The organism is Burkholderia theae (assembly GCF_048565265.1).
Taxonomy (GTDB): Bacteria; Pseudomonadota; Gammaproteobacteria; order Burkholderiales; family Burkholderiaceae; genus Burkholderia; species Burkholderia theae.
The window spans coordinates 1,913,790-1,935,925 of record NZ_CP183461.1; the positions used below are offsets into that span (position 1 = coordinate 1,913,790).

A 22,136-nucleotide genomic window follows, 5' to 3' on the forward strand; every position below is an offset into this window, starting at 1 on the left:
ATGAAAAAAGTGGAGCAGAGAAAGATGGAGTGGGCAACAGGCACGCGTTTGCGTGCGATCGCAGCCGCGGCAAGCGTGGCGTTCGGTGCGGCGGCGGGGCAGGCATACGCCCAGACGGCGCCGGCCGGGAACGCAGGCGCCACGGCGTCGGCCAGCAGTGCGCAGAACGGTGCGGCGGGCAGTACGTCGACCGGCGCGCAGAACGGCTCGCCGAACGGCACGCTGCCGGCGATCAACGTCAACGCGGCCTCGGAAGGGGACGGCACGGTCGGGCTCGTCGCGAAGCGTAGCCGCGCCGGCACGAAGACCGACACGCCGATCAACGAGATTCCGCAGACGATCAACGTCGTCACCGCGCAGCAGATCGAGATGACCGGCGCAACCGACGTGAACGCGGCGCTGCGCTACGTGCCGGGCTTCTCGTCGTACGGTTCGGACAACCGTTCGGACTGGTACGCGGCACTGCGCGGCTTCACGCCGACCGCCTACGTGAACGGGCTGCAGGTACCGAACACGATCAACCTCGCGAGCTGGCGCGTCGATCCGTACATGATCGACAGCATCACCGTGCTGCGCGGGCCGACCTCGGTGCTGTACGGCGCGGGCGACCCCGGCGCGATCATCGACGTGCAGACCAAGCTCGCCGACGGCGAGCGCGTGCGCGAGGCCGGCGTGCAGATCGGCAACTATGCGCGCAAGCAGTTCATGATCGACGTCGGCGACAAGCTCGATGCGGACGGCAAGTACGCGTACCGCTTCGTCGGCGTCGCGCGCGACGGCAACGCGCTGACCGGCCCGAACAACGACCAGCGTGTCGCGCTCGCGCCGTCGTTCCGCTGGCGCCCGAACGCGGATACGTCGCTGACGCTGTCCGCGACGTATCTGCAGGACTGGGGCGACATCTCGTCGAACTTCCTGCCCGCGCAGGGCACGGTGCTGCCGAACCCGAACGGGCAGATCAACAAGGACGTCTATGAAGGTGACGGGAACTTCAACTACTACCGCAAGAAGCAGTGGTCGGTCGGTTACCAGTTCGAGCAGAACCTGACCCCGGCGTGGAAGTTCCGGCAGAACGTGCGCCTGATGCACCTGTCGCTCGACAACGGCTCGGTGTTCGGCAACGGCTTCGTCGACGGCAGCACGACCGACGTGTCGCGCTGGGCCGGCGTGTTCCAGATGAACTACAGCCGCTTCGACATCGACAACAACGTGGAAGGCCGTTTCGCGACGGGCCCGCTCCAGCACACGCTGCTGCTCGGCTTCCAGTACAACCGGCAGACCGCGACCGACAGCGAATGGCTCGCCGCCGCGCCGCCGCTGAACATCTACAACCCGGTTTACCTGCCGGTCACGACGGCGGTGTTCGATCCGGCGTCGACGATCCGCACCAACACGTACACGGCGATCAACACGTTCGGCCTGTACGCGCAGGACCAGATCAAGTGGAATCGCTGGACGCTGACGCTCGGCGGCCGCGAGGACTGGGTCAACATGCGGATGGACGACCGCGCGGCCGGCACGTCGACGAAGGCGGACGTGACGGCGTTTACCGGCCGCGTCGGCCTCACGTACCAGGGCGACTACGGGTTGTCGCCGTACGTCAGCTACGCGACGTCGTTCAATCCGCTGATCGGTGTGAACCTGCTCGGCGGCGGGCTGCCGCAGCCGACGCGCGGCAAGCAGATCGAGGCCGGCCTGCGCTGGCAGCCGCCCGGCAAGAACCTGATGCTGAACGCGGCGATCTACCAGATCAACCAGACCAATGTGCTCACGTCGGCGCTGCCGAGTCAGGACCCTACCGGCACGAAGTCGGTGCAGACCGGCGAAGTGCGTTCGCGCGGGATCGAGCTGAGCGCGACCGGCAAGCTCACGCGGAACCTGTCGCTGATCGCGTCGTACGTGTACCAGGATGTGAAGAACATCAAGGCCAACGACGTGTCGCTGAACAACTGGCCGGTCGACATCCCGCGTCCGCGCCAGATGGCGTCGCTGTGGACCGACTGGACGTGGCACACGGGGCCGCTCGCCGGTTTCGGCCTCGGCGGCGGCATTCGCTACCAGAGCGCGTCGGCCGGTGCGGCCGACAACTCGCTGACGGTATCGAGCGTCACGCTGTTCGACGCGGGTGTGCATTACGACACGCGTAACTGGCGCTTCGCCGTAAACGGGACGAACCTGTTCAACCGCCATTACATCAGCGGTTGCCAGTCGATGAACGTCTGCGTGTTCGGCACCGACCGCACGGTGATCGCAACCGCGAAATACAACTGGTGACGTTGCGCGCCGCAGCCTGCCGGCCGGCCCTCGTGGCCGGCGCGGGCCGGCCGCGGCGTCTTCGTCCGCTTTTTTCCACGACGCCTCCATGCCGAAGAAAAATCTCGTCTACATCCAGTCGCTGCGCAACGGCGCGGCCGATCGCGCCGGCCAGCCGGTCGCTTATCAGGGCGGCACGCGCTACATGAAGGCGCCGCTCGAATTCCTCGTCGAGCGCCTGAACGACTCGCCGCTCGGCGAGCGCTACACGCTCGAGGGCGTGATCGTCGACGACGACGACGGTTCGCCGGCCGATCGCGCGAAAGTGGCCGATTACGGGTTCGCGCGCACGCCGGGCCGCCCGTGGATCCTGCCGGAAGGGTTGACGGTGCAGGGCCGGCCGGTCGACGAGCTGTTCTGTTCGATTCCGTCGACATACCGGCGCCTGCCGCGCGACGCGCGCGAGCGCGTGGCCGGCAAACAGGCGTTCGAGCGCCGCCTGCTCGAGCGCCTGCTCGAACTCGACGCGGACGTCGTCGTGCTCGACGGGCTGCTCGTGATCCTCGACGAACTCGTGCGGCCCGGCGCGCGCTTTCACCGGCGCATCGCGAACATCCACCCGGGCATCACGGCCGACGATTCGCCGTACCAGCGGCGCGGCGCGTGGGCGACGCTCGACGCGCTGCACGGCGCGCGCGGCGAACGGGTCGACTGGGCGAGCGGCGCGACGTCGTCCGTCGAGCCGGTGACGATGACGGGCGCATCGTTCCACTACGTCGACAACGGCATCGATTCCGGCGAGGTGATCTGCGACGTGCTCGACACGCCGATCGCGCCGGACGACACGATTCTCGAACTGCGCTGGAACAACTTCCAGCGCAGTCTGTTTCCGGCGCTCGAGCGGGGGCTTCACGTCCTCGCCGACCGCCACGATGCGGGAGCACTGTGATGGAAGACACGCTGACGAAACCGGCCGGCGCCGCGGACGCCGTCGAAGGTGAGGTGGCGGCGGCGCTCGACGGCGCCGCGCCCGGCCAGGCGGCGCTGGTCGCCGAACACACGCTCGACGCATGGCATCCCGACGATTCGCCGGACCGGCTGCTCGCGGCGTTCGTCGCGTTGTTCAACACCGACACGCGGCACGACGCGGCAACGATCTCGGTGCCGCTCGGCGGCGCCGGTGCGGCGGCCGTCGCATCGTACGTCGCACGCGCGGTGCGCGAGGGCGTGATCGACAGCGCGCAGGTCGCCGGCGACATGCTGCGCCTGAGCGTGTCGCGCACGACGTTCTGGCAGAACCCGCGGCCGTGGCTGACGGCGCCCGCGTCGGGCGGGATGCCGCTGCGCTACGCGATCACGAACGGCCACCGGCATCCGGTGCGGCCGCCGTCGCCGGCGGGCGAGATCTATGCGCGCTATATGCCGCAGGTCGGGATGACGTTCAGCCTGCGCACCGTCGACGTCGACGCGCACGCGGACCTGTTCAGCGGCTGGATGAACCTCGATCGCGTTGCGCAGTTCTGGGACCAGCGCGGCACGCGCGACGAGCATGCGGCGTATCTCGCCGAGCGGCTCGCCGATCCGCACATGCACCCGATGATCGGTTATTTCGACGACAAGCCGTTCGGCTATTTCGAGTTCTACTGGGCGAAGGAGGATCGCCTCGCGCCGTTTTACGACGCGCACGACTATGATCGCGGGCTGCACCTGCTGATCGGCGACTCGCGCTTCCAGAGCGCCGGCAAGCTGCATGCGTGGTGGAGCGGGGTGCTGCACTACATGTTCGTCGACGAACCGCGCACGCAGCGGCTCGTCGGCGAGCCGCGCGTCGATCACGTGCGGCACATCGCGTACATGCACCGGCTCGGATTCCACACGCTGAAGGAATTCGATTTCCCGCACAAGCGTGCGGCGCTCACCATGATCGAGCGCGACACATTCTTCGACACTTTCCGGTTGCCGTGACGAGGCGGGCGGGCGACGATGCGCGCGGCCCTGCGTCGCGCCTGCCTCGGCCGTTCGGGATATGGACCGCGCGGCCTGCGTCGTGAAGAATGGATCGCTCTCCTCATCGACGACAGGCACGACGACATGGCAAAAACACCCGCTACAGCATGGGGCTCGACACCCGATTCGCGGCCCCCAATATTGACATATGCCGACATATGCCTAGAATGGGCGCATCGTACTCCCGTGGAGTGGCTCATGCGCACCGTTTCCATTTTCAAGAACGCCCGTAACCAGGCAATCCGCATCCCGAAGGACATGGAGTTCGAGGGCGTGACGGAACTCGAGATCCGCCGCGAGGGCGACACGCTGCTGCTGCGGCCGGTGCGTCCCACGTGGCTCTCGTTCGCGAACGAACCGCTGGCCGACACCGACTTCCTCGCGGAACGCCCGGCCGTCATCGAGTCCGGCCGTTTCGACCTGTCCGGCGACGCCGCCGATTCGACGGAGTCCGGCCGGTGACGACGCTCTATATGCTCGATACGAACATCTGTTCGTTCATCATGCGCGAGCGGCCACCGGTGGTGCTGTCGCGGTTGCAGTCGTGCGTCAATGCGCAGCACCGGATCGTCGTATCGGCGATTACCTATGCCGAAATGCGGTTCGGCGCGGTCGGCAGGAAAGCGTCGCCGAAGCATGCGGAACTCGTGACGGCCTTTGTGTCGCGGCTGGATGGCGTGCTGTCGTGGGATACGGCGGCCGTCGATGCAACGGCCGCGATTCGCGCGGATCTCGCCGCGCGCGGCACGCCGATCGGCGCGAACGATGCGTCGATCGCCGGGCATGCGATCGCGGCCGGCGCGGTGCTTGTCACGAACAACGGCCGCGAATTCGGCCGGGTCGCCGGGTTGTCGCTCGAGGATTGGGCGGCCTGAGCGCAGCGGGGCGAACGCTCGGTGGCGTGGCTGTTTTGCAGCGGCGCGTCACGCGGGCGGGGCGGGCGGATCAACGAGAAAGGCGTGGCGGAACGCGTCGAGGTACCGGTCGGCGTCATCGCTGAATTCGCCCGGCAACAGTGCGAACGCGCGTGCCAGCAGATCCTGGCCGAGTGCCGTGTAAGTCGCTTCGTCGGACAGCAGCGCGCGGATGGCGTCGTGCGTTTGCGGCAACGCGATCCGTTTCGCATCGCGCGCGAGCAGCGCGGCGGCGGCAAGGCCTGGCTGGAACGCGTGTGTCTCGAGCAGGTCCGGCGCGGCATCCCAGATACGTTCGCGATTGCCGGCGTCGTGAAAATTCCGCAGCAGGAACAGCAGGTCGTATGCGTCGCTGTTCTGCCGCGCGCGCCGGTCCTTCCATGCGAGCAACTTCAGCAGCGCGAGCGCCGGCAGGCTGGCTACCGGTACCACGGTGCGCGCGTCGATCGACACCGGCTGTGCGGTGTCGACTGCTTCCTGGAACCCGAGCACGTTCAGCACGAATTCACCGTCCGGCGGCCACACGATCTCGCCCGGCGGCGCTTCGAGCGGCCCGAACGGCACGAGATCGAGATCAGTGCGAAAACCGTGCGTTCCGCTCTCGAACAGCAGTTTCTGCTGCTGTTTCGGTGCGCGCGTGAATTGCCCGGTCGCGACGAGTTCATCGACGAGATGCGCGTGGAATGGCCAGCTCACCGCGCAGACCGCGACGTCGACGTCCCGTGTCGCGCGCACCGGCCGGATGCCGTGCACGTGCCACATCAGGATGTCGCGCGCGGTTGCGCCAGCGACGACGAAGGCCGCGTCGAGGCGCGCGCAGGCCGTGCTGAGCGCTTGCAGCAGCGCGACCGCCGCCGGCTCGAGCGGCCGGCCTGGATCGACTTCAAGCGGGCGGGTGGGCGAGGTATCGGTCATGGATCCGTTCGGCGGCGGCAAGGTTGCGGCTGTCCCCGGACGAGACGAGATCCGCGTAGATCAGAAGCGGCGGCACGAGCGGCACATCCTGTTCGCGCCAGTCGAGCACCGGTGAGTGCGGCCAGAATGCTTCGAGGAACTCGACGTCGCCGTGTTCGTCCGGGCGCAGGCGAGCCTTGAGCAGCAGGCTGTTGGGTACCGCGCCGTGCGTATAGACCGTGATCGCGGCCGGCTTCAGGTCGTGCGTCAGCAAGTCGGCCGCCGGCTCGCCGCCAAGCCGCGCATCGAATGCCGCGAAATCGAAACCGCGCCACCAGTCAGGCGTGAGGCCGGTAAACCGGCGGCTCGGCAGTTTCGCGCGCAAGCGGCTCGGGTACAGCGCGACCCATTCCTGCACGAAGCGCGGCCAGTCTGGAATCAGGCGCTCGCCGTTGCGACGCTGCCCGACGAGGCCGCGCGCGATCAGATCGTCCATCGCGAGATTGACCGTGCCGAGCGCGACGCCCGACGCGGCGGCGATCCCCCGATATGGCTGCGCGATGAGGCCCGGCTGCGTCGCGAGCGCGAACATCACGGCCAGCCCCTTCGGCGTCGTCGCGCGCGATGCTTGCCGCCGTGGCGCGCGTGCGGGTTTCGGCCGGCCCGCGATCATCACGGTTGCCTCCGGCTGAATCAGGCATGTGTTGCCGGCAGTGTCGAGAAACGGAATGCCCTGGTCGGTCAGGCCGGCAGCCAACTCGGCCGAAAGATGCGGCGCGACCAGCATCAGCGGCCGCTCGCCGGGCATCGGGGCAGCGCCGCCGCGGCGGCGCAATTCCGCGAGCGCGCCCGGCAGCGATTCGACGCGCAGGCTCACGGCGACCGGCATCTCGAATGCCTGCCCGGCGACGTCGAAGCGGATCATCGCGTCGGCACGCGCGTTGTACGCCGCCGGCACGCGCACGGGCCGTGCCTTGAAGCGCCGCGTCGCGCGTTCGAACGCGGCGCAGGCTTCGTCTAGCACGCGCTGTTCCGACATCGGGAGGGTGGCGTTCTTGGGCATCGGAGCGGGTCGTCTGTTCACTTTTTTGTCAGCGTACACAAAAAATGTACAAACGTCAAAAAATGAACAACCCTTCGCAAGTCCTTGATGAACAGGCGATATTCTCGATATCTCAGCGGCCATCGCCGGATCCTTATACACGGAAAATCGAAGTTTCACATGCCCGCATGGCGAGCGGCAGTCGTCCGGATGGCCGGGGTGTGCCCACCGCGTGTCACGCCTCGAAACGGCAACTTCTAGTTGCTACCGCGACGACTTTCCGTCTGCCCGGTTGCCGCCGAACCGACTATCCTTGCCTGCAGATTCCCCACCGGACACAGGAGACGACCCCATGACGCACAGCGTGATCCCCGCAGGCCTTGCCGACGAAATGATCGAGATCCGGCACCGCATCCATGCCCATCCCGAACTGGGCTTCGAGGAATTCGCGACGAGCGACCTCGTCGCGGAGCAACTGCAGTCGTGGGGCTACACGGTGCATCGCGGGCTCGGCGGCACGGGCGTCGTCGCGCAATTGAAGGCAGGCGACGGCACGCAGCGCCTCGGCCTGCGCGCCGACATGGACGCGCTGCCGATCCACGAGTCGACGGGCCTGCCGTACCAGAGCACGATCGCCGGCAAGATGCATGCGTGCGGCCACGACGGCCACACGGCGATGCTGCTCGCGGCCGCGAAGCATCTCGCCCGCGAGCGCCGTTTCTCGGGCACGCTGAACCTGATTTTCCAGCCGGCCGAGGAAGGGCTCGGCGGCGCGAAGAAGATGCTCGATGACGGGCTGTTCGAGCTGTTCCCGTGCGATGCGATCTTCGCGATGCACAACATGCCGGGCTTCCCGACCGGAAAATTCGGCTTCCTGCCGGGGCCGTTCATGGCGTCGTCGGATACGGTGACCATCGACGTGCAGGGCCGCGGCGGCCACGGCGCGGTGCCGCACAAGGCGATCGATCCCGTCGTCGTGTGCGCGCAGATCGTGCTGGCGTTGCAGACGATCGTGTCGCGCAACGTGTCGCCGCTGGACATGGCGATCGTCACGGTCGGCGCGATCCACGCAGGCGAGGCGCCGAACGTGATTCCGGATCGCGCGCAGATGCGCCTGTCCGTGCGTGCGCTGAAGCCCGAGGTGCGGGACCTGCTCGAGACGCGCATCAAGGAAGTCGTGCATGCGCAGGCGGCCGTGTTCGGCGCGACCGCGACGATCGACTATCAGCGCCGTTACCCGGTGCTCGTCAACGATGCGGAGATGACCGCGTTCGCGCGCGGCGTCGCACGCGAGTGGGTGGGCGACGCGAACCTGATCGACGGGATGGTGCCGCTGACCGGCAGCGAGGATTTCGCGTTCCTGCTCGAGAAACGGCCGGGAAGCTACCTGATCATCGGCAATGGCGACGGGGAGGGCGGCTGCATGGTGCACAACCCGGGGTATGACTTCAACGATGCTGCACTGCCGACCGGCGCGTCTTACTGGGTCAAGCTGGCCGAGGCGTTTCTGGTGTGACGCAGCGTCACGGCGGCATGGCGACCGCCGCCCGGTGTGTGCGTGCGCGCCCGCGAAATCGGACGTGCGCGGACCGCACACGCTGATTTGACGCTCCTTGACATCGACGGGACAGGTCGCGTGCTACGCTGCGCGCGACGCCGGATCGGCTCGATGAATACAGGTGTGGACGAAATGCGAAAACAGCTTCTGACCGTGCTGACGGCCTGTGCGGTCGGCGTTCTGGCGGCCGGGTGTGACGACCAGAAAGTGGCCGATGCAGTCAACGCGATCAAGCCCGATCCGATGGCGTTCGGCAAACTGCAGCCGGGCGTCTCGACGGTCGAGGACGTGCTCCGCCAGGCAGGCAAGCCCGAGATGGTCAGGCAGGGCGACGACGGCTCGCAGCGGTTCGAGTATCCGCGCGGCCCGTACGGCACGAGTACCTACATGCTCGATTTCGGGCCCGACGGCCGGCTCGTGTCGATCACGCAGGCGCTGACGGCGGCGAACATCGCGAAGGTCGTGCCCGGGATGTCGAAGGACGACGTACGGCAACTGCTCGGCAAGCCGACCGAGGTCGCGCAATACGCGTTGAGCCATGAAGAGGTGTGGAGCTGGCACTGGGCCGAGGGCGGCGTTTCGGGCGACGCGATGTTCAATGCGCATTTCTCGCCTGACGGCACCGTGATCCGGACTTCGCGTTCGGAAGCGCCGGGCCGCGAAAAACCCTGACCTGACGAAAGACGCAACGCATGCGGCGCGGGCCGGACATCGGCAAGGATGTCACAGCACCGAATACAAAATGTACAGAGCCTTGGTATATGGTGCTCGCCTTGAAAAGGAGGTGACTCATGTCGCGAAACATATCCGTTTCCCTGGGCGACCACTTTGCCGAATTCGTCGACGCCCAAGTGCAATCGGGGCGATACGGTTCCGCAATTGACGTCGTGCGAGCCGGGTTACGGCTCCTCGAGTCACACGAAACGCAAATGCGTACGTTGCAGGAAGCGTTGAAGGCGGGCGAGGCATCAGGGAGGCCACAGCCCTTCGACAGCGAGGCCTTCCTGGTCCGCATGCGGACAACACATGGCGGTTAAAGGCATGACTCCGCTGGCTGAACTGGATCTCGAATCAGCAGTGCCGCCTCGATCCGCGCCCGGCATCGATCAATCTAGAACGCTTCCCCGCTGAACAAAGCCACGACCACATCCGGATTCGACGGCCAGTACATGTGCATGTACGTCGCGACCACCGCGCCGCTGCGATAGACGGCTTCGCCGCTGCCCGGCGCGTCGTCGGGGCGCACGGCGTTCGCGACCGGCTCCAGCGGCGTCGCGAGCCGCGAATAGTGGAACGTATGGCCGCGCATCGGCCCGTCGCGCGTATCGAGCCGCTGCATGCCGAGCGCCGCGAACCGGCGCTGCATCGTCGCGTGGCCCGGCAGCAGGCCGAGCATCGGCGTCGTTGCGCCATCCACATCGGTCAGCGATTCACACAGATACACCATGCCCCCGCATTCCGCGACGATCGGCCGGCCCGCGGCCGCATGCGCACGAATCGTCCGCGCGGTTTCGTCATTCGCCGCGAGCGTCGCCGCATGCAGTTCCGGATAACCGCCCGGCAGGAACAGCGCGTCGCAATCGTCCGGCACGCGCTCGTCCGCGAGCGGCGAGAAGAATCGCAACTGCGCGCCGAGCGCGTCGAGCAACGCTAGATTCGCCGGATAGATGAACGAGAACGCCGCATCGCGCGCGACCGCGATCCGCTTGCCGGCAAGCGTACGCGGCAGCGGTGCCGCGACGCCCGGTTCCGCGAACGCAACGGCCGGCGGCAATTCGGCAAGCGCCGTTTGGGCGAGCACGTCGGCCGCACGCTCGAGCCGCGCATCGAGATCGCCGATGTCGGCCGGCTGGTGCAGGCCGAGATGCCGTTCAGGCAGCGCGATGCCCGCATCGGCGGGCACGTGCCCGAGCCAGCGCAGGTCGTCGGGCAGCGCCTGTTGCAGCAGTTCCGCATGCCGCGCCGAGCCGACTCGGTTTGCCAGCACGCCGTGAAACGGCAACCCCGGCCGGAACCGCGCAAGCCCGAACGCGATCGCCGCGAACGTCTGCGCCATCGATTTCGCGGAGATCACCGCGACGACCGGCACGCCGAACGCGGCCGCGAGATCGGCGCTGCTCGGCGTCCCGTCGAACAGCCCCATCACGCCCTCGATCAGGATCAGGTCCGCATCGCGCGCGGCGTCGGCCAGCAGCGCGCGGCAGCCGGCCTCGCCGACCATCCCGAGGTCGAGCGCATGCACGGGCGCGCCGCTCGCGCGTTCGAGGAGCATCGGATCGAGAAAATCCGGCCCGGTCTTGAACACGCGCACGCGGCGGCCGAGCCGGCGGTGCAGCCGCGCGAGGCCGGCCGTCACCGACGTCTTGCCCTGGCCGGACGCGGGCGCGCTGACGAACAGCGCGGGGCAGGCCGGCACGCTCAGAACTCCACGCCGCGCTGCGCCTTCACGCCTTGCTCCTTGTACGGATGCTTGACGAGCCGCATTTCGGTGACGAGATCGGCCGCGTCGATCAGCGCATCGGGCGCGTGGCGCCCGGTGACGACGACGTGCACCGAGTCCGGGCGCGCGACGAGCGTCGCGAGCACCTCGTCGAGCGGCAGGTATTCGTACTTCAGCACGGTGTTCAGCTCATCGAGGATCACCATCCGGTAGTCGCCGCTTTCGATCATCCGGCGCGCCTCGTCCCAGCCCTTGCGCGCGGTCGCGATGTCGGCGTCGCGGTTCTGCGTGTTCCACGTATAGCCGTCGCCCATCGTCACGAAGTCGCATTCCGCGACGGCGCCGAGGAAGTCACGCTCGGACGTATGCAGCGCACCCTTGATGAACTGCACGACACCGAGCCGCATGCCGTGGCCGAGCACGCGCACGGCCATGCCGAACGCGGCCGTGCTCTTGCCCTTGCCGTTGCCGGTGTGGACCATCAGCAGGCCCTTTTCGTGGGTGGCGGCGGCCTGTTTCTTCTCGTGGCCGGCGCGGCGGCGTTCGGCCATCCGCTGATGGGATTCGGTATCGGTCTTCATCGGGAATCGTCCTGTCGAAAGCGAAACAAAGGGTTCAGAGCGGGCCGGCGAGCGCGACCGTCACGCCGTCCCGGATGGATTTGGGGCCGAGCAGCCGGCCATGCGGCGCCGCGAGCTGCGCGCACGGCTCGGCCACGCCCGCGACGCCGAAGCGCGCGAGCGCGGCATCCGACGGGCCGCTCGCGGCCAGTTCGGGACGGCTCGCGAGCCGCGCCGCGTCGAACCCGACGAGCGCCCAGCCGCGGCGCGCGCACAGCGTGCGCAGCGCACGGGCGTGCGCCTTGTCGGCAAGCGTCGCGACGACCGCCGGTTCGGCGTCCGGGTAAAGCGCCAGCGCCGCGCGGATCGCGGCGTCGAGTTGCGCGGCCGTCGTGCCCGCGCGAAAACCGACGCCGAGCGCGACGCGCATCATGCACCGCCGCCGAGCGCCGCACGCACCGCCGGATCGTCAGCGAGCGCCGCGACGCGGCCGATCACGACAATCGCTGGCGAACCGATGCCGGTCGCGCCGACCTGTTCGACAAGGGTGTCGAGCGTCGCGAGCACGTGCCGCTGCCCGGGACGCGTCGCATTCTCGATCGCCGCGCACGGCGTATCGCCGGGCAGGCCGCCGTCGCGCAGCGCCGCGGCAATCGTATCGAGCCGGCGGATGCCCATGTAGATCACGATCGTCATGCGCGTCGCCGCGAGCGCGCGCCAGTCGGGTTCGTCGGCGCCCGCGCCGTGGCCCGTGACGAAGATCACGCCCTGCGCGTCGCCGCGCTGCGTGACCGGAATGCCCAGTGCGGCCGGTGCGGCGATGCCCGCAGTGATGCCGTTCACGACCTCGACCGGAAAACCCGCCGCGCCGAGCGCGGCCAGTTCCTCGCCGCCGCGACCGAACACGAACGGATCGCCACCCTTGAGCCGCGCGACGCTGCGGCCCGCGCGCAGGTGCGCGAGCATCGCCGCGACGATCGCCTCCTGCGGCGTGGACGCATGGCCGCCGCGCTTGCCGACGTGCTCGATGTGCGCGTCGGCGCGCGCATGGCGCAGCACGTCGGGGTTCACGAGATCGTCGACGAGCAGCACGTCCGCCGCGCCGATCGCACGCACGGCCTTGAGCGTCAGCAGGTCGGCATCGCCGGGGCCGGCGCCGATGAGCCACGCGCGGCTCATCGCGCGCGGCACGGCGCGCACCGTGTCGAAACAGTGGAAAGGGGAAGGCGGGCGGCACATCGGCGGCCGGCAAACAGGCAAGACATGACGGATCGGGCGAAGCCCGCGCGAACGCGGGTGGAATGCGCACCCCATCCGTCCCCCGCGGATCGGGCGTTCGGCGAGCGTCGGGCTCGCCCCTTGCGTCGGCCGGTATCCGGGCTGGCCGCTTGCCAGGCCGCGGCCTTCCCGCCCGGTGAAGGGCAGTGGCATCGTGGGCGGCATGGGCGCGTGCGCGGGGAAGCGCGTCGCGCGGGCGGCGTACCGTTGCGGGGACAGCACAGGCCGGGCGGTCGTCCGCCTCCTGTTTCCCGTTTAACTGCATGCGCGGAATGCGCGTGCGAGCACCGAACGCGGCGCTACGATAGCACAGCGGTCCGCCCGCGCGAACCCGCCGCGCACGGCCTCCGGCGCGGCGCGCGGGCCGTGCGAAACCCGGCCCGGCGGCCCGCGTCGCCTTGACGCTCCCGCCCCCGACGCCTACACTCGCACGCGTTTTGGTGCTCGCGCGCGCCGCTCCGGCGCGCGCAGTTAAACGGGAAACAGGGAGCCTGCCTGCGTCGCAGTCGAGCCAACCTGTGCTGCCCCCGCAACGGTAAGCGAACGCATCGTGCCCGCCACGATGCAACGCCGCTTCGCCGCATGCCGCGCGCATGCGGACGACCGCCACTGGATGCCTTGCGCATCCGGGAAGGCGAAGCGGCGTGTTCGCCAGCCCGGATACCGGCCTAAACGTTGGGGTTCAGCGCCGCGGGGAGGCGGCGCATCGTCCACGGCCGCAGCGTGCCCGACACCCGAGCGTTTCCCGATTCCCGTCGTCCGGCCGCCCGCGCGAGCGCGCATGATCCGGCCCGATGGAGGGCGGGGCCGCACGGGGCCGCGCAGCGACGGCCGTGTTGGCATGCTTCATGTCGACCGTTCGCAAAGGAGCGTCATGCTCGATTCGCTGTTTCGCCTGTTCAACGACAGTTCATCCGGGCTGCGCGGCAAGATTGTCGCGATCTACGCACTGCTGATCGCCTTCAACGTCGGCGCGTGGGTCTGGGCATTCATCGCCTTCCACGGCCAGCCCGTGCTGCTCGGCACCGCGCTGCTCGCGTACGTGTTCGGGCTGCGCCACGCGGTCGACGCCGACCACATCGCGGCGATCGACAACGTGACGCGCAAGCTGATGCAGGAGGGCCGCAGCCCGCTCGGCGCGGGCCTGTTCTTCTCGCTCGGCCACTCGACGGTCGTGATCGTGATGTCGGCCGTGGTCGCGGCAACCGCCGCGTCGCTGTCGCGCTTCGACGGCATGCGCGAGCTGGGCGGCACGATCGGTACCTGCGTATCCGCGTTCTTCCTGCTGCTGCTCGCGGCCGCGAACCTGATGATCCTGGTTTCCGTGTATCGCACGTTTCGCGCGGTGAAGCGCGGCGAGCCGCTCGTCGAGGCGGATCTCGACCTGCTGATGAACCAGCGCGGCGTGCTCGCGCGCATCTTCCGCCCGCTGTTCCGGATCGTGTCGCGCAGCTGGCACCTGTATCCGGTCGGCTTCATGTTCGGCATCGGCTTCGACACCGCGACCGAGATCGCGCTGTTCGGCATCTCGGCCACGCAGGTGCAGGGCGGCCTGTCGTTCTGGTCGGTGATGGTGCTGCCCGCGCTGTTTACGGCCGGCATGACGCTCGTCGACACGACCGACGGCATCCTGATGATGGGTGCGTACCGCTGGGCGTACGTGCGGCCGATCCGCAAGATCTACTACAACATGACGATCACGTTCGTCTCGGTGCTGGTCGCGGCGCTGATCGGCGGCATCGAGGTGCTGGCGCTGCTCGCCGGCAAGCTGTCGCTGCAGGGCACCGTGTGGGACTTCGCGACGACGGCGGCCGCGCATTTCGGGATGCTCGGCTACGTCGTGATCGGGCTGTTCCTCGCGAGCTGGCTCGTGTCCGCCGCGATCTATCGCATCAAACGCTACGACGAGATCGATGTGACGATCTCTGCCTGAACCCCCATTCGACCCAGGACCCACCATGACCCTACGCAAGCTTCCCGTCACGATCGTCACGGGCTTTCTCGGCAGCGGCAAGACGACGCTGATGCGCCACATCCTGCAGCACGCCGAAGGCCGCCGCATCGCGGTGATCGTCAACGAATTCGGTGAACTCGGCATCGACGGCGAAATCCTCAAGGGTTGCGGCATCGGCTGCGACGACACGCAGGACGAAACGTCCGGCCAGCTTTACGAACTCGCAAACGGCTGCCTGTGCTGCACCGTGCAGGAAGAGTTCTATCCGGTGATGGAAGCGCTCGTCGAGCGGCGCGCGGACATCGACCACGTGCTGATCGAGACGTCGGGCCTCGCGCTGCCGAAGCCGCTCGTGCAGGCGTTCAACTGGCCGACGATCCGCAACAGCTTCACGGTCGACGCGGTCGTGACGGTCGTCGACGGGCCGGCCGCCGCGAGCGGCCAGTTCGCGGAAAACCCGCAGGCCGTCGACGCGCAACGCCGTGCGGACCCGAACCTCGACCACGAATCGCCGCTGCACGAGCTGTTCGCCGATCAGCTGTCGTCCGCCGATCTCGTGATCGTGAACAAGGCCGATCTCGTCGGCGACGCGCAGTTCGCGCAGATCGAAACCGCGATCCGCGACGAGATTCCGCCGCAGGTGAAGATCGTGCGCGCGACGCGCGGCGAGCTCGACCTCGCGATGCTGCTCGGGCTCGAATCGGCATCGGAAGACACGATCCACCTGCGTCACGACCATCACGGCTCGGCCGACGACGGAGATCACGATCACCACCACGACGATTTCGACTCGGTCGTCGTATCGGGCGACGCGGGCACGCGCGAAGCGACGATCGCCGCACTGCAGCGCGTGGTCGAGACGCACACGATCTATCGCGCGAAGGGTTTCGCCGCGCTGCCCGGCGCGCCGATGCGGCTCGTGATCCAGGGCGTCGGCCGCCGCTTCGACAGCTATTTCGACCGTCGCTGGCAGGACGGCGAAACGCGCGCGAGCCGCTTCGTGCTGATCGGCGAGGATCTCGACGCGGCCGCACTGCAGCGCGCGTTCGACGCCGCGTGCGCGGCCGAACCGCAACAGGCGTAACGCACGATGCATCTGCTGCGCACCACGCCGGGCGGCTTCGTCGACGATACGCAGGGCGTCGTCCGGATCGACCAGCAACCGGCCGACATCGTGATCCTGAGCTCGGCCGACACGACGCTGTCGCTGCTCGCGAGCGTCGTGCCGCAGCTGCCGGCCGGCTTTCCGAGCGTGCGGCTCGCGAACGTCACGTTCCTGCGGCAGCCGGCGTCGGTCGATTTCTATGTCGACGACGTGCTGCGCCACGCGAAGGCGGTCGTGATCGATCATCTCGGCGGCGAAGCGTACTGGCCGTACGGGATCGAGCAGGCCGTGTCGCTCGCGTCGAAGCGCGGGCAGCAGCTCGCGATGTTCTCGGGCGACCTGCAGGAAGACCCGAACCTCGTTGCGAAGAGCACGGTCGCGCCCGACCTGTGCCGGCTGTGGTGGCGCTACCTGCGCGAGGGTGGCGTGCACAACGCCGACGCGCTGCTGCGCAGCATCGCGTTCCACACGCTCGGCTTCGGCGACGAACCCGAGTTGCCGCGCCCGCTGCCGGCCGCCGCGCTGTATCACCCGGCGCGCGACCGCGCGAGCATCGACGACTGGCGGCCGCGCTGGACGCCCGGCGCGCCGGTCGTCGCGATCCTGTTCTATCGCGCGCACTGGCAGGCCGCGAACACCGCCGTGTTCGACGCGCTGGCCGACGCGCTCGCGCGGGAAGGGCTGAATCCGCTGCCGATCGCGGTGACGTCGCTCAAGGACGCGGTGAGCCGCGAGGTCATCACGCAGCTGTGCGACACGCACGACGTCGCGCTCGTGCTGAACACGACCGCGTTCGCGGCCGGCGCGATCGATGCGGCCGAGCCGGAAGTGCTCGCCGGCGACGCGCCGGTGCTGCAGGTGATCCTGTCCGGCGGCAATCGCGACGCATGGGTGGCCGACAACCAGGGCCTGCACGCGCGCGACATCGCGATGCACATCGCGCTGCCCGAGGTCGACGGGCGCATCGTCACGCGCGCGGTGAGCTTCAAGGGGCTCGCGTATCGCTGCCCGCACACCGAGGTCGACGTCGTGCGCTACCAGCCGGACGCCGAACGGATCGCGTTCGTCGCGGCGCTGGCGCGCGGCTGGTGCCGGCTGCGCACGCTGGACAACGCGAGCAAGCGCGTCGCGCTGATTCTCGCGAACTATCCGCAAAGCGAAGGGCGGATCGGCAACGGCGTCGGGCTCGACACGCCGGCATCCGCGTTGCGCGTGCTCGCTGCGCTGCGCGACGCGGGCTACGCGGTGGCCGACCTGCCGCCCGACGGCGACGCGCTGATCGCGCGGCTCACCGAAGGCGTGACCAACGACGCGGCCGTGCATGCATTGCGCCCGGCGTTCCAGAGTTTTGCACTGGCCGATTACGCCGCGCATTTCGCGCGGCTGCCGGCGGCCGTGCGCGACGCGCTGAACGCGCGCTGGGGGCCGCCCGAAACCGACCCGACGCTGCGGCAAGGGCGTTTCACGATCGCCGGCTGGCGCGCGGGCAACGTGTTCGTCGGCATCCAGCCGTCGCGCTCGCGCGGCGAAAACGACTACGCGAGCTACCACGACGCGGATCTGGTGCCGCCGCACGCGTATCTCGCGTTCTATTTCTGGCTGCGCGATGCATATCGCATCGACGCGGTCATCCACCTCGGCAAGCACGGCAACCTCGAATGGCTGCCGGGCAAGAGCGTCGCGCTGTCCGACGCGTGCTGGCCCGACCTGACGCTCGGGCCGCTGCCGCACCTGTATCCGTTCATCGTCAACGATCCGGGCGAGGGCAGCCAGGCGAAGCGGCGCGCACAGGCCGTGATCATCGATCACCTGATGCCGCCGCTCACGCGCGCGGAAAACTACGGCCCGCTGCAGGATCTCGAACGGCAGGTCGACGAATACTACGAGGCGCTGATGGTCGATGCGCGGCGCGCGAAGCTGCTACGCAAGACGATCCTCGCGACGATCGCCGAGCACCGGCTGCACGACGAGCTGAGCGTATCGCCGCCGCGCGACACCGGCGACGAGGATGCGCTGCTGACGCGCGTCGACGCCTGGCTGTGCGAGTTGAAGGAAGCGCAGATTCGCGACGGGCTGCACGTGTTCGGCGTATCGCCGGCCGACCGGCAGCGGCGCGACACGCTGCTCGCGCTCGCGCGTTTTCCAATTGGCGACGGCAAGGGCGTGCGTGCGGGGCTGATCGGCGCGCTCGCGCGCGATCTCGCGCTCGGCGACGACTTCGATCCGCTGTCGGCCGACTGGGCCGCACCGTGGGCTGGCCCGCGGCCGACGATCCTGCAGGCGCTCGACGCATCGCCGTGGCGCCATGCGGGCGATACGCGCGAGCGGCTCGAACGGCTCGCGCAGCAGTGGCTGGACGGGCTGTGCGCAGCCGCAGGCGGCAACGCCAGCACCGACGCGACACCGCCCGGCGCATGGCCGCACACGCTCGCGGTGATCGAGCGTGTGCGCTCGACGCTGATACCCGCGCTCGACGCATGCGGCGGCGAGGAAATGCGCCAGCTGCTGCGCGGGCTCGACGGCCGCTTCGTGCCGCCGGGGCCGAGCGGCTCGCCGTCGCGCGGCCGCCCCGACGTGCTGCCGACCGGCCGCAACTTCTACTCGGTCGACACGCGCGCGGTGCCGACGCAGGCCGCGTGGTCGCTCGGCCTGAAATCCGCGCAGCAACTGATCGAGCGCCATCTGCAGGATCACGGCGACTATCCGCGCGCGATCGGCCTGTCCGTGTGGGGCACGGCGACGATGCGCACGGGCGGCGACGATATCGCGCAAGCGTTCGCGCTGCTCGGCGTGCGGCCGAAATGGGCGCACGGCAGCCATCGCGTGACCGACTTCGAGATCCTGCCGATCGAGATCTTCGACCGGCCGCGCATCGACGTGACGCTGCGCGTATCCGGTTTCTTCCGCGATGCGTTCCCGAACCTGATGCATCTGTTCGATGCGGCGGTGCAGGCCGTCGCCGCCCTCGACGAGCCGGAGGAACTGAACCCGATCCGCGCGCGCATCGAGCGCGAACGCGCGAAATGGGTCGCGCAAGGCGTGTCGCCCGACGAAGCGCGCCGCCGCGCCGGCTGGCGCGTGTTCGGCGCGCGGCCGGGCAGCTACGGCGCGGGCCTGCAGGACCTGATCGACCAGCGCCGCTGGCAGACCGACGCCGATCTCGCCGACGCCTACCGCCAGTGGGGCGGCCATGCGTATGCGCAGAACAGCGCGGGCGATGCCGCGCCCGACGTGTTCGGCGAGCGGCTGGCGACGATCGACGTCGTCGTGCAGAACCAGGACAGCCGCGAGCACGACATCCTCGATTCGAACGACTACTACCAGTTCCAGGGCGGGATGACGGCGGCCGTGCGGCACCTGTCCGGGCAGCAGCCAAGCATCTACCACGGCGACCATGCGAACCCGGTCGCGCCGAAGATGCGCACGCTGCGCGAGGAGATCGCGCGCGTGATCCGCTCGCGCGTCGTCAACCCGAAATGGCTCGACGGCGTGAAGCGCCACGGCTACAAGGGCGCGGCCGAACTGGCCGCGACCGTCGACTACCTGTACGGCTATGACGCGACCGCGCGCGTGCTGTCCGACCACCAGTACGCGCTCGTCGCCGACGCGTACCTGTTCGACGACGACACGCGCGCGTTCCTCGAACGGCACAATCCGAAGGCGCTGCACGGCATCTGCGAACGCTTCGTCGAGGCGATGCAGCGCGGCTTGTGGCAGCAGCCGGGCGACTATCGCGAGCGGATCGAAGCGGTCTGGCTCGAAAGCGAACAACTCCAGGAAGGGGGACGGCGATGACCGATCCGACACTGCACCGCGCCCGCGCGGTCTTTCCGTTTGCGGCGCTCGTCGCGCAGGATGCATTGCAGCAGGCGCTGCTGCTCGCCGCGATCGACCCGTCGCTCGGCGGCGTGCTGGTGAGCGGGCCGCGCGGCACCGCGAAATCGACCGCCGCGCGCGGCCTCGCGGAGCTGCTGCCCGAAGGGCAGTTCGTCACGCTGCCGCTGTCGGCGAGCGACGAACAGGTCACCGGCACGCTCGATCTCGCGCATGCGCTGGCCGAAAACGGCGTGCGCTTCCGGCCGGGCCTGCTTGCGCGGGCGCACCTCGGCGTGCTGTATGTCGACGAAGTGAACCTGCTCGCCGACGGGCTCGTCGATACGCTGCTCGACGTGGCCGCGAGCGGCGTGAATCTCGTCGAGCGCGATGGCGTGTCGCACGCGCATGACGCGCGCTTCGTGCTGATCGGCACGATGAATCCCGAAGAAGGCGAATTGCGTCCGCAACTGCTCGACCGTTTCGGGCTGATGGTCGAGCTGGAGAACTGTTTCGATGCCGCGCAGCGCGAGCGGATCGTGAAGGCGCGGCTGGCATTCGATCTCGATCCGGACGCGTTCCGCGCACGCCATGCAGCCGCGCAGCGCGAACTCGGCGACCGGATTCACGCGGCGCGTGCGCGGCTGCCGATGCTCGATCTCGGCGATGCGGTGCATGCGCATGTCAGCGCGCTGTGCATCGACGCAGCCGTCGACGGGTTGCGTGCCGATCTCGTGATGCTGCGCGCCGCGCGCGCACTCGCCGCGCTGGAGCAGGCCGATGCGGTGACGGTGTCGCACGTGACGCGCGTGGCCGAAGCCGTGCTGCGGCACCGGCGCCATGCCGGTACGCCGCCGTCGTCCGGCGCGTCGCAGCCGGACCGCGCACGCGACGATCGTTCGCCGCCGGAGGCACGCCATCAGCCGGAAGATCAACCGGGCACAACCGGGAACGACACCGCCGTCGCGCAGGGCGACTGGGGCTACCTGCGGCCCGAGCCGGCCGGGCTGCGCGACGTGAAAAGCGTGGTGCCGCTGCCGCTAAAAAAACACTGAGCCATCGAGCCGGCGCCGCCGCGAACGCCATTCGCGGTCCTCGATGGCAGCAAGGCGCAGCCGCGCGCGTGCCGGGTACGGCGCGCGCCGGCACGGCCGTCGCGTGGCCGGCGACGTTCGCCGCGAAGCGCGGCGATCCGTTGCATCACGGCCATCTGCGCTTCCGGAAGCGAACCGGCGCACCGGATGCGCTGCATTGCTTCGTGCTCGACTGTTCGGCGTCGATGCTGTCGCACGACCGGCTCGCGCTGGCGAAGGGGCTGATCGTCGCGTATTTCGATCGCGCCGCGCGCGACCGCGTCGAAACCGCGCTGATCTGCTTCGGCGGCAACGGCGCCGCGCGGCGCTTCGGCCCGGCCGTGCCGCGCTGGTGGAACGCGCGCTGGCTCGAACCGGTCGACGGCGGCGGCGGCACGCCGCTCGCGGACGGCATCGCGGCCGCCGCGCACCTGCTCGCGCACGATGCACGGCGCGAGCCCGACAAGCAGCGCTGGCTGTGGGTGTTGTCCGACGGGCGCACGCGCGAGACGCCGGCGAAACCCGCGGCGGCCGATCACGTCGTGTTCGTCGACTTCGACGATGCGGCCGTGCGGATCGGGCAGGGCGCGCGGCTCGCCGCTGCATGGGGCGCGCAGTGGGTGACGGCCGATGCGCTTTGCACGGACCCGATCGGCTGATTGCCGGCCGGCGGTGCGCTATGATCGCCGCTTCTGCTGCTGCCCACTGGAAACAACCGCCATGCAAGTATTGGTCGATGCCGACGCGTGTCCCGCCGTCATCAAGGACATGCTGTTTCGCGCCGCGCGTCGTGCCGAAATCTGCGTGACGCTGGTCGCGAACCAGTTTCTGCGCACGCCGCCGTCGCCGTTCATCAAGGCGGTGCAGGTGCCGGCCGGCTTCGACGTGGCCGATGCGCGCATCGTCGAGATGGCCGAGGCCGGCGATCTCGTGATCACCGCCGACATCCCGCTGGCCGCTGCCGTGCTCGACAAGGGCGCGCATGCGCTCGACCCGCGCGGCAACTGGTTCAGCCGCGAGAACATCGAGGAGCGCCTGTCGACGCGCGCGATGATGGATCAGTTGCGCAGCGCGGGCATCGACACGGGCGGGCCGGCGCCATTCAGCGCGCGCGACGGCAAGACGTTTGCGTCGCAACTCGACCGGTTCCTGGCCCGCCACGGCAAGCCTTGATGCTGCATGTCGGCGGTCAGGCGCCGTCGATCGTCCGGCAAGCGGACACGCTCGCACGCGCCACGCGACAAC

Annotated in this window: 20 protein-coding genes and 2 riboswitches; of the genes, 14 read left to right on the plus strand and 6 right to left on the minus strand. The window is 69.0% G+C overall.

Translation table 11 applies throughout. The features are described from left to right. The 5 genes from ACN22W_RS08925 to ACN22W_RS08945 all read left to right on the plus strand — a co-directional run bounded on the left by ACN22W_RS08925 (position 1) and on the right by ACN22W_RS08945 (position 5,135). A complete protein-coding gene (locus tag ACN22W_RS08925; RefSeq protein ID WP_419683614.1) occupies positions 1-2,274 on the plus strand; it encodes a TonB-dependent siderophore receptor in 2,274 nt (757 codons plus the stop codon). Between the two features lie 88 nt (positions 2,275-2,362). After that, positions 2,363-3,202: a formyltransferase family protein gene (locus ACN22W_RS08930; protein WP_419683617.1), complete on the plus strand. Its 840-nt coding sequence runs from the start codon at positions 2,363-2,365 to the stop codon at positions 3,200-3,202. Next, positions 3,202-4,218 (plus strand): GNAT family N-acetyltransferase, encoded by a 1,017-nt coding sequence (locus ACN22W_RS08935; RefSeq protein ID WP_419683619.1) that lies wholly within the window; start codon positions 3,202-3,204, stop codon positions 4,216-4,218. The genes ACN22W_RS08930 and ACN22W_RS08935 overlap by 1 nt, the downstream gene beginning before the upstream one ends. 240 nt (positions 4,219-4,458) lie before the next feature. Continuing rightward, positions 4,459-4,722, plus strand: a complete 264-nt coding sequence (gene vapB / locus ACN22W_RS08940) for a type II toxin-antitoxin system VapB family antitoxin (protein WP_343491382.1) — start codon at positions 4,459-4,461, stop codon at positions 4,720-4,722. Beyond that, positions 4,719-5,135 (plus strand): PIN domain-containing protein, encoded by a 417-nt coding sequence (locus ACN22W_RS08945; RefSeq protein ID WP_027787436.1) that lies wholly within the window; start codon positions 4,719-4,721, stop codon positions 5,133-5,135. Before vapB ends, ACN22W_RS08945 begins: the two co-directional genes overlap by 4 nt. 48 nt (positions 5,136-5,183) lie before the next feature. Here ACN22W_RS08945 and ACN22W_RS08950 read toward each other — a convergent pair whose 3' ends face one another. Together ACN22W_RS08950 and ACN22W_RS08955 are read right to left on the minus strand one after the other, a co-directional pair. Beyond that, positions 5,184-6,089 carry a nucleotidyl transferase AbiEii/AbiGii toxin family protein gene (locus ACN22W_RS08950; RefSeq protein WP_419683623.1) on the minus strand — a complete coding sequence of 302 codons (906 nt, stop codon included), beginning with the start codon at positions 6,087-6,089 and terminating at the stop codon, positions 5,184-5,186. Beyond that, positions 6,058-7,131 (minus strand): type IV toxin-antitoxin system AbiEi family antitoxin, encoded by a 1,074-nt coding sequence (locus tag ACN22W_RS08955; protein ID WP_419683625.1) that lies wholly within the window; start codon positions 7,129-7,131, stop codon positions 6,058-6,060. Before ACN22W_RS08955 ends, ACN22W_RS08950 begins: the two co-directional genes overlap by 32 nt. A gap of 331 nt (positions 7,132-7,462) precedes the next feature. Here ACN22W_RS08955 and ACN22W_RS08960 point away from each other — a divergent pair, with 331 nt between their 5' ends. The 3 genes from ACN22W_RS08960 (at position 7,463) to ACN22W_RS08970 (ending at position 9,705) form a co-directional block, all read left to right on the plus strand. Beyond that, on the plus strand, positions 7,463-8,626 hold the full coding sequence (locus ACN22W_RS08960; RefSeq protein WP_419683627.1) for a M20 aminoacylase family protein: 1,164 nt from the start codon (positions 7,463-7,465) through the stop codon (positions 8,624-8,626). A 174-nt stretch (positions 8,627-8,800) separates the two neighbouring features. Further along, positions 8,801-9,340: an outer membrane protein assembly factor BamE domain-containing protein gene (bamE, locus tag ACN22W_RS08965; protein WP_419683629.1), complete on the plus strand. Its 540-nt coding sequence runs from the start codon at positions 8,801-8,803 to the stop codon at positions 9,338-9,340. 119 nt (positions 9,341-9,459) lie between these two features. After that, entirely contained in the window at positions 9,460-9,705 is a 246-nt protein-coding gene (locus ACN22W_RS08970) for a type II toxin-antitoxin system ParD family antitoxin (RefSeq protein ID WP_419683631.1), read from the plus strand. 74 nt (positions 9,706-9,779) lie between these two features. Here ACN22W_RS08970 and ACN22W_RS08975 read toward each other — a convergent pair whose 3' ends face one another. From ACN22W_RS08975 to cobA, 4 genes are read right to left on the minus strand one after another with little or no spacing between them, the layout of a single operon-like run. Further along, positions 9,780-11,084, minus strand: coding sequence for a cobyrinate a,c-diamide synthase (locus ACN22W_RS08975; protein WP_419683633.1), 1,305 nt, complete (start codon positions 11,082-11,084; stop codon positions 9,780-9,782). Positions 11,085-11,086: 2 nt separating this feature from the next. Beyond that, entirely contained in the window at positions 11,087-11,689 is a 603-nt protein-coding gene (gene cobO / locus ACN22W_RS08980; RefSeq protein WP_129514543.1) for a cob(I)yrinic acid a,c-diamide adenosyltransferase, read from the minus strand. Between the two features lie 34 nt (positions 11,690-11,723). Further along, positions 11,724-12,101, minus strand: a complete 378-nt coding sequence (locus ACN22W_RS08985) for a cobalamin biosynthesis protein (RefSeq protein WP_419683635.1) — start codon at positions 12,099-12,101, stop codon at positions 11,724-11,726. Continuing rightward, complete coding sequence (gene cobA / locus ACN22W_RS08990; RefSeq protein ID WP_419683637.1) at positions 12,098-12,907, minus strand: uroporphyrinogen-III C-methyltransferase; 810 nt, start codon at positions 12,905-12,907, stop codon at positions 12,098-12,100. The genes ACN22W_RS08985 and cobA overlap by 4 nt, the downstream gene beginning before the upstream one ends. Positions 12,908-13,016: 109 nt before the next feature. Beyond that, positions 13,017-13,253, minus strand: a riboswitch (cobalamin riboswitch). A gap of 114 nt (positions 13,254-13,367) precedes the next feature. Next, a riboswitch (cobalamin riboswitch) is annotated at positions 13,368-13,633 on the plus strand. A gap of 187 nt (positions 13,634-13,820) precedes the next feature. Between cobA and ACN22W_RS08995 the strand changes: the two genes are divergently transcribed. The 6 genes from ACN22W_RS08995 (at position 13,821) to ACN22W_RS09020 (ending at position 22,064) form a co-directional block, all read left to right on the plus strand. After that, positions 13,821-14,879 carry a HoxN/HupN/NixA family nickel/cobalt transporter gene (locus ACN22W_RS08995; RefSeq protein WP_419683639.1) on the plus strand — a complete coding sequence of 353 codons (1,059 nt, stop codon included), beginning with the start codon at positions 13,821-13,823 and terminating at the stop codon, positions 14,877-14,879. A gap of 25 nt (positions 14,880-14,904) precedes the next feature. Beyond that, a complete protein-coding gene (gene cobW, locus ACN22W_RS09000) occupies positions 14,905-15,984 on the plus strand; it encodes a cobalamin biosynthesis protein CobW (RefSeq protein WP_419683641.1) in 1,080 nt (359 codons plus the stop codon). 6 nt (positions 15,985-15,990) lie between these two features. Next, on the plus strand, positions 15,991-19,800 hold the full coding sequence (gene cobN / locus ACN22W_RS09005; protein WP_419683643.1) for a cobaltochelatase subunit CobN: 3,810 nt from the start codon (positions 15,991-15,993) through the stop codon (positions 19,798-19,800). After that, a complete protein-coding gene (locus ACN22W_RS09010) occupies positions 19,797-20,873 on the plus strand; it encodes an ATP-binding protein (RefSeq protein WP_419683645.1) in 1,077 nt (358 codons plus the stop codon). The genes cobN and ACN22W_RS09010 overlap by 4 nt, the downstream gene beginning before the upstream one ends. A 68-nt stretch (positions 20,874-20,941) precedes the next feature. Further along, positions 20,942-21,550: a vWA domain-containing protein gene (locus ACN22W_RS09015; RefSeq protein WP_343491371.1), complete on the plus strand. Its 609-nt coding sequence runs from the start codon at positions 20,942-20,944 to the stop codon at positions 21,548-21,550. A 61-nt stretch (positions 21,551-21,611) separates the two neighbouring features. Next, positions 21,612-22,064 carry a YaiI/YqxD family protein gene (locus tag ACN22W_RS09020; protein ID WP_193098345.1) on the plus strand — a complete coding sequence of 151 codons (453 nt, stop codon included), beginning with the start codon at positions 21,612-21,614 and terminating at the stop codon, positions 22,062-22,064. The last annotated feature ends 72 nt before the right edge of the window (positions 22,065-22,136 follow it).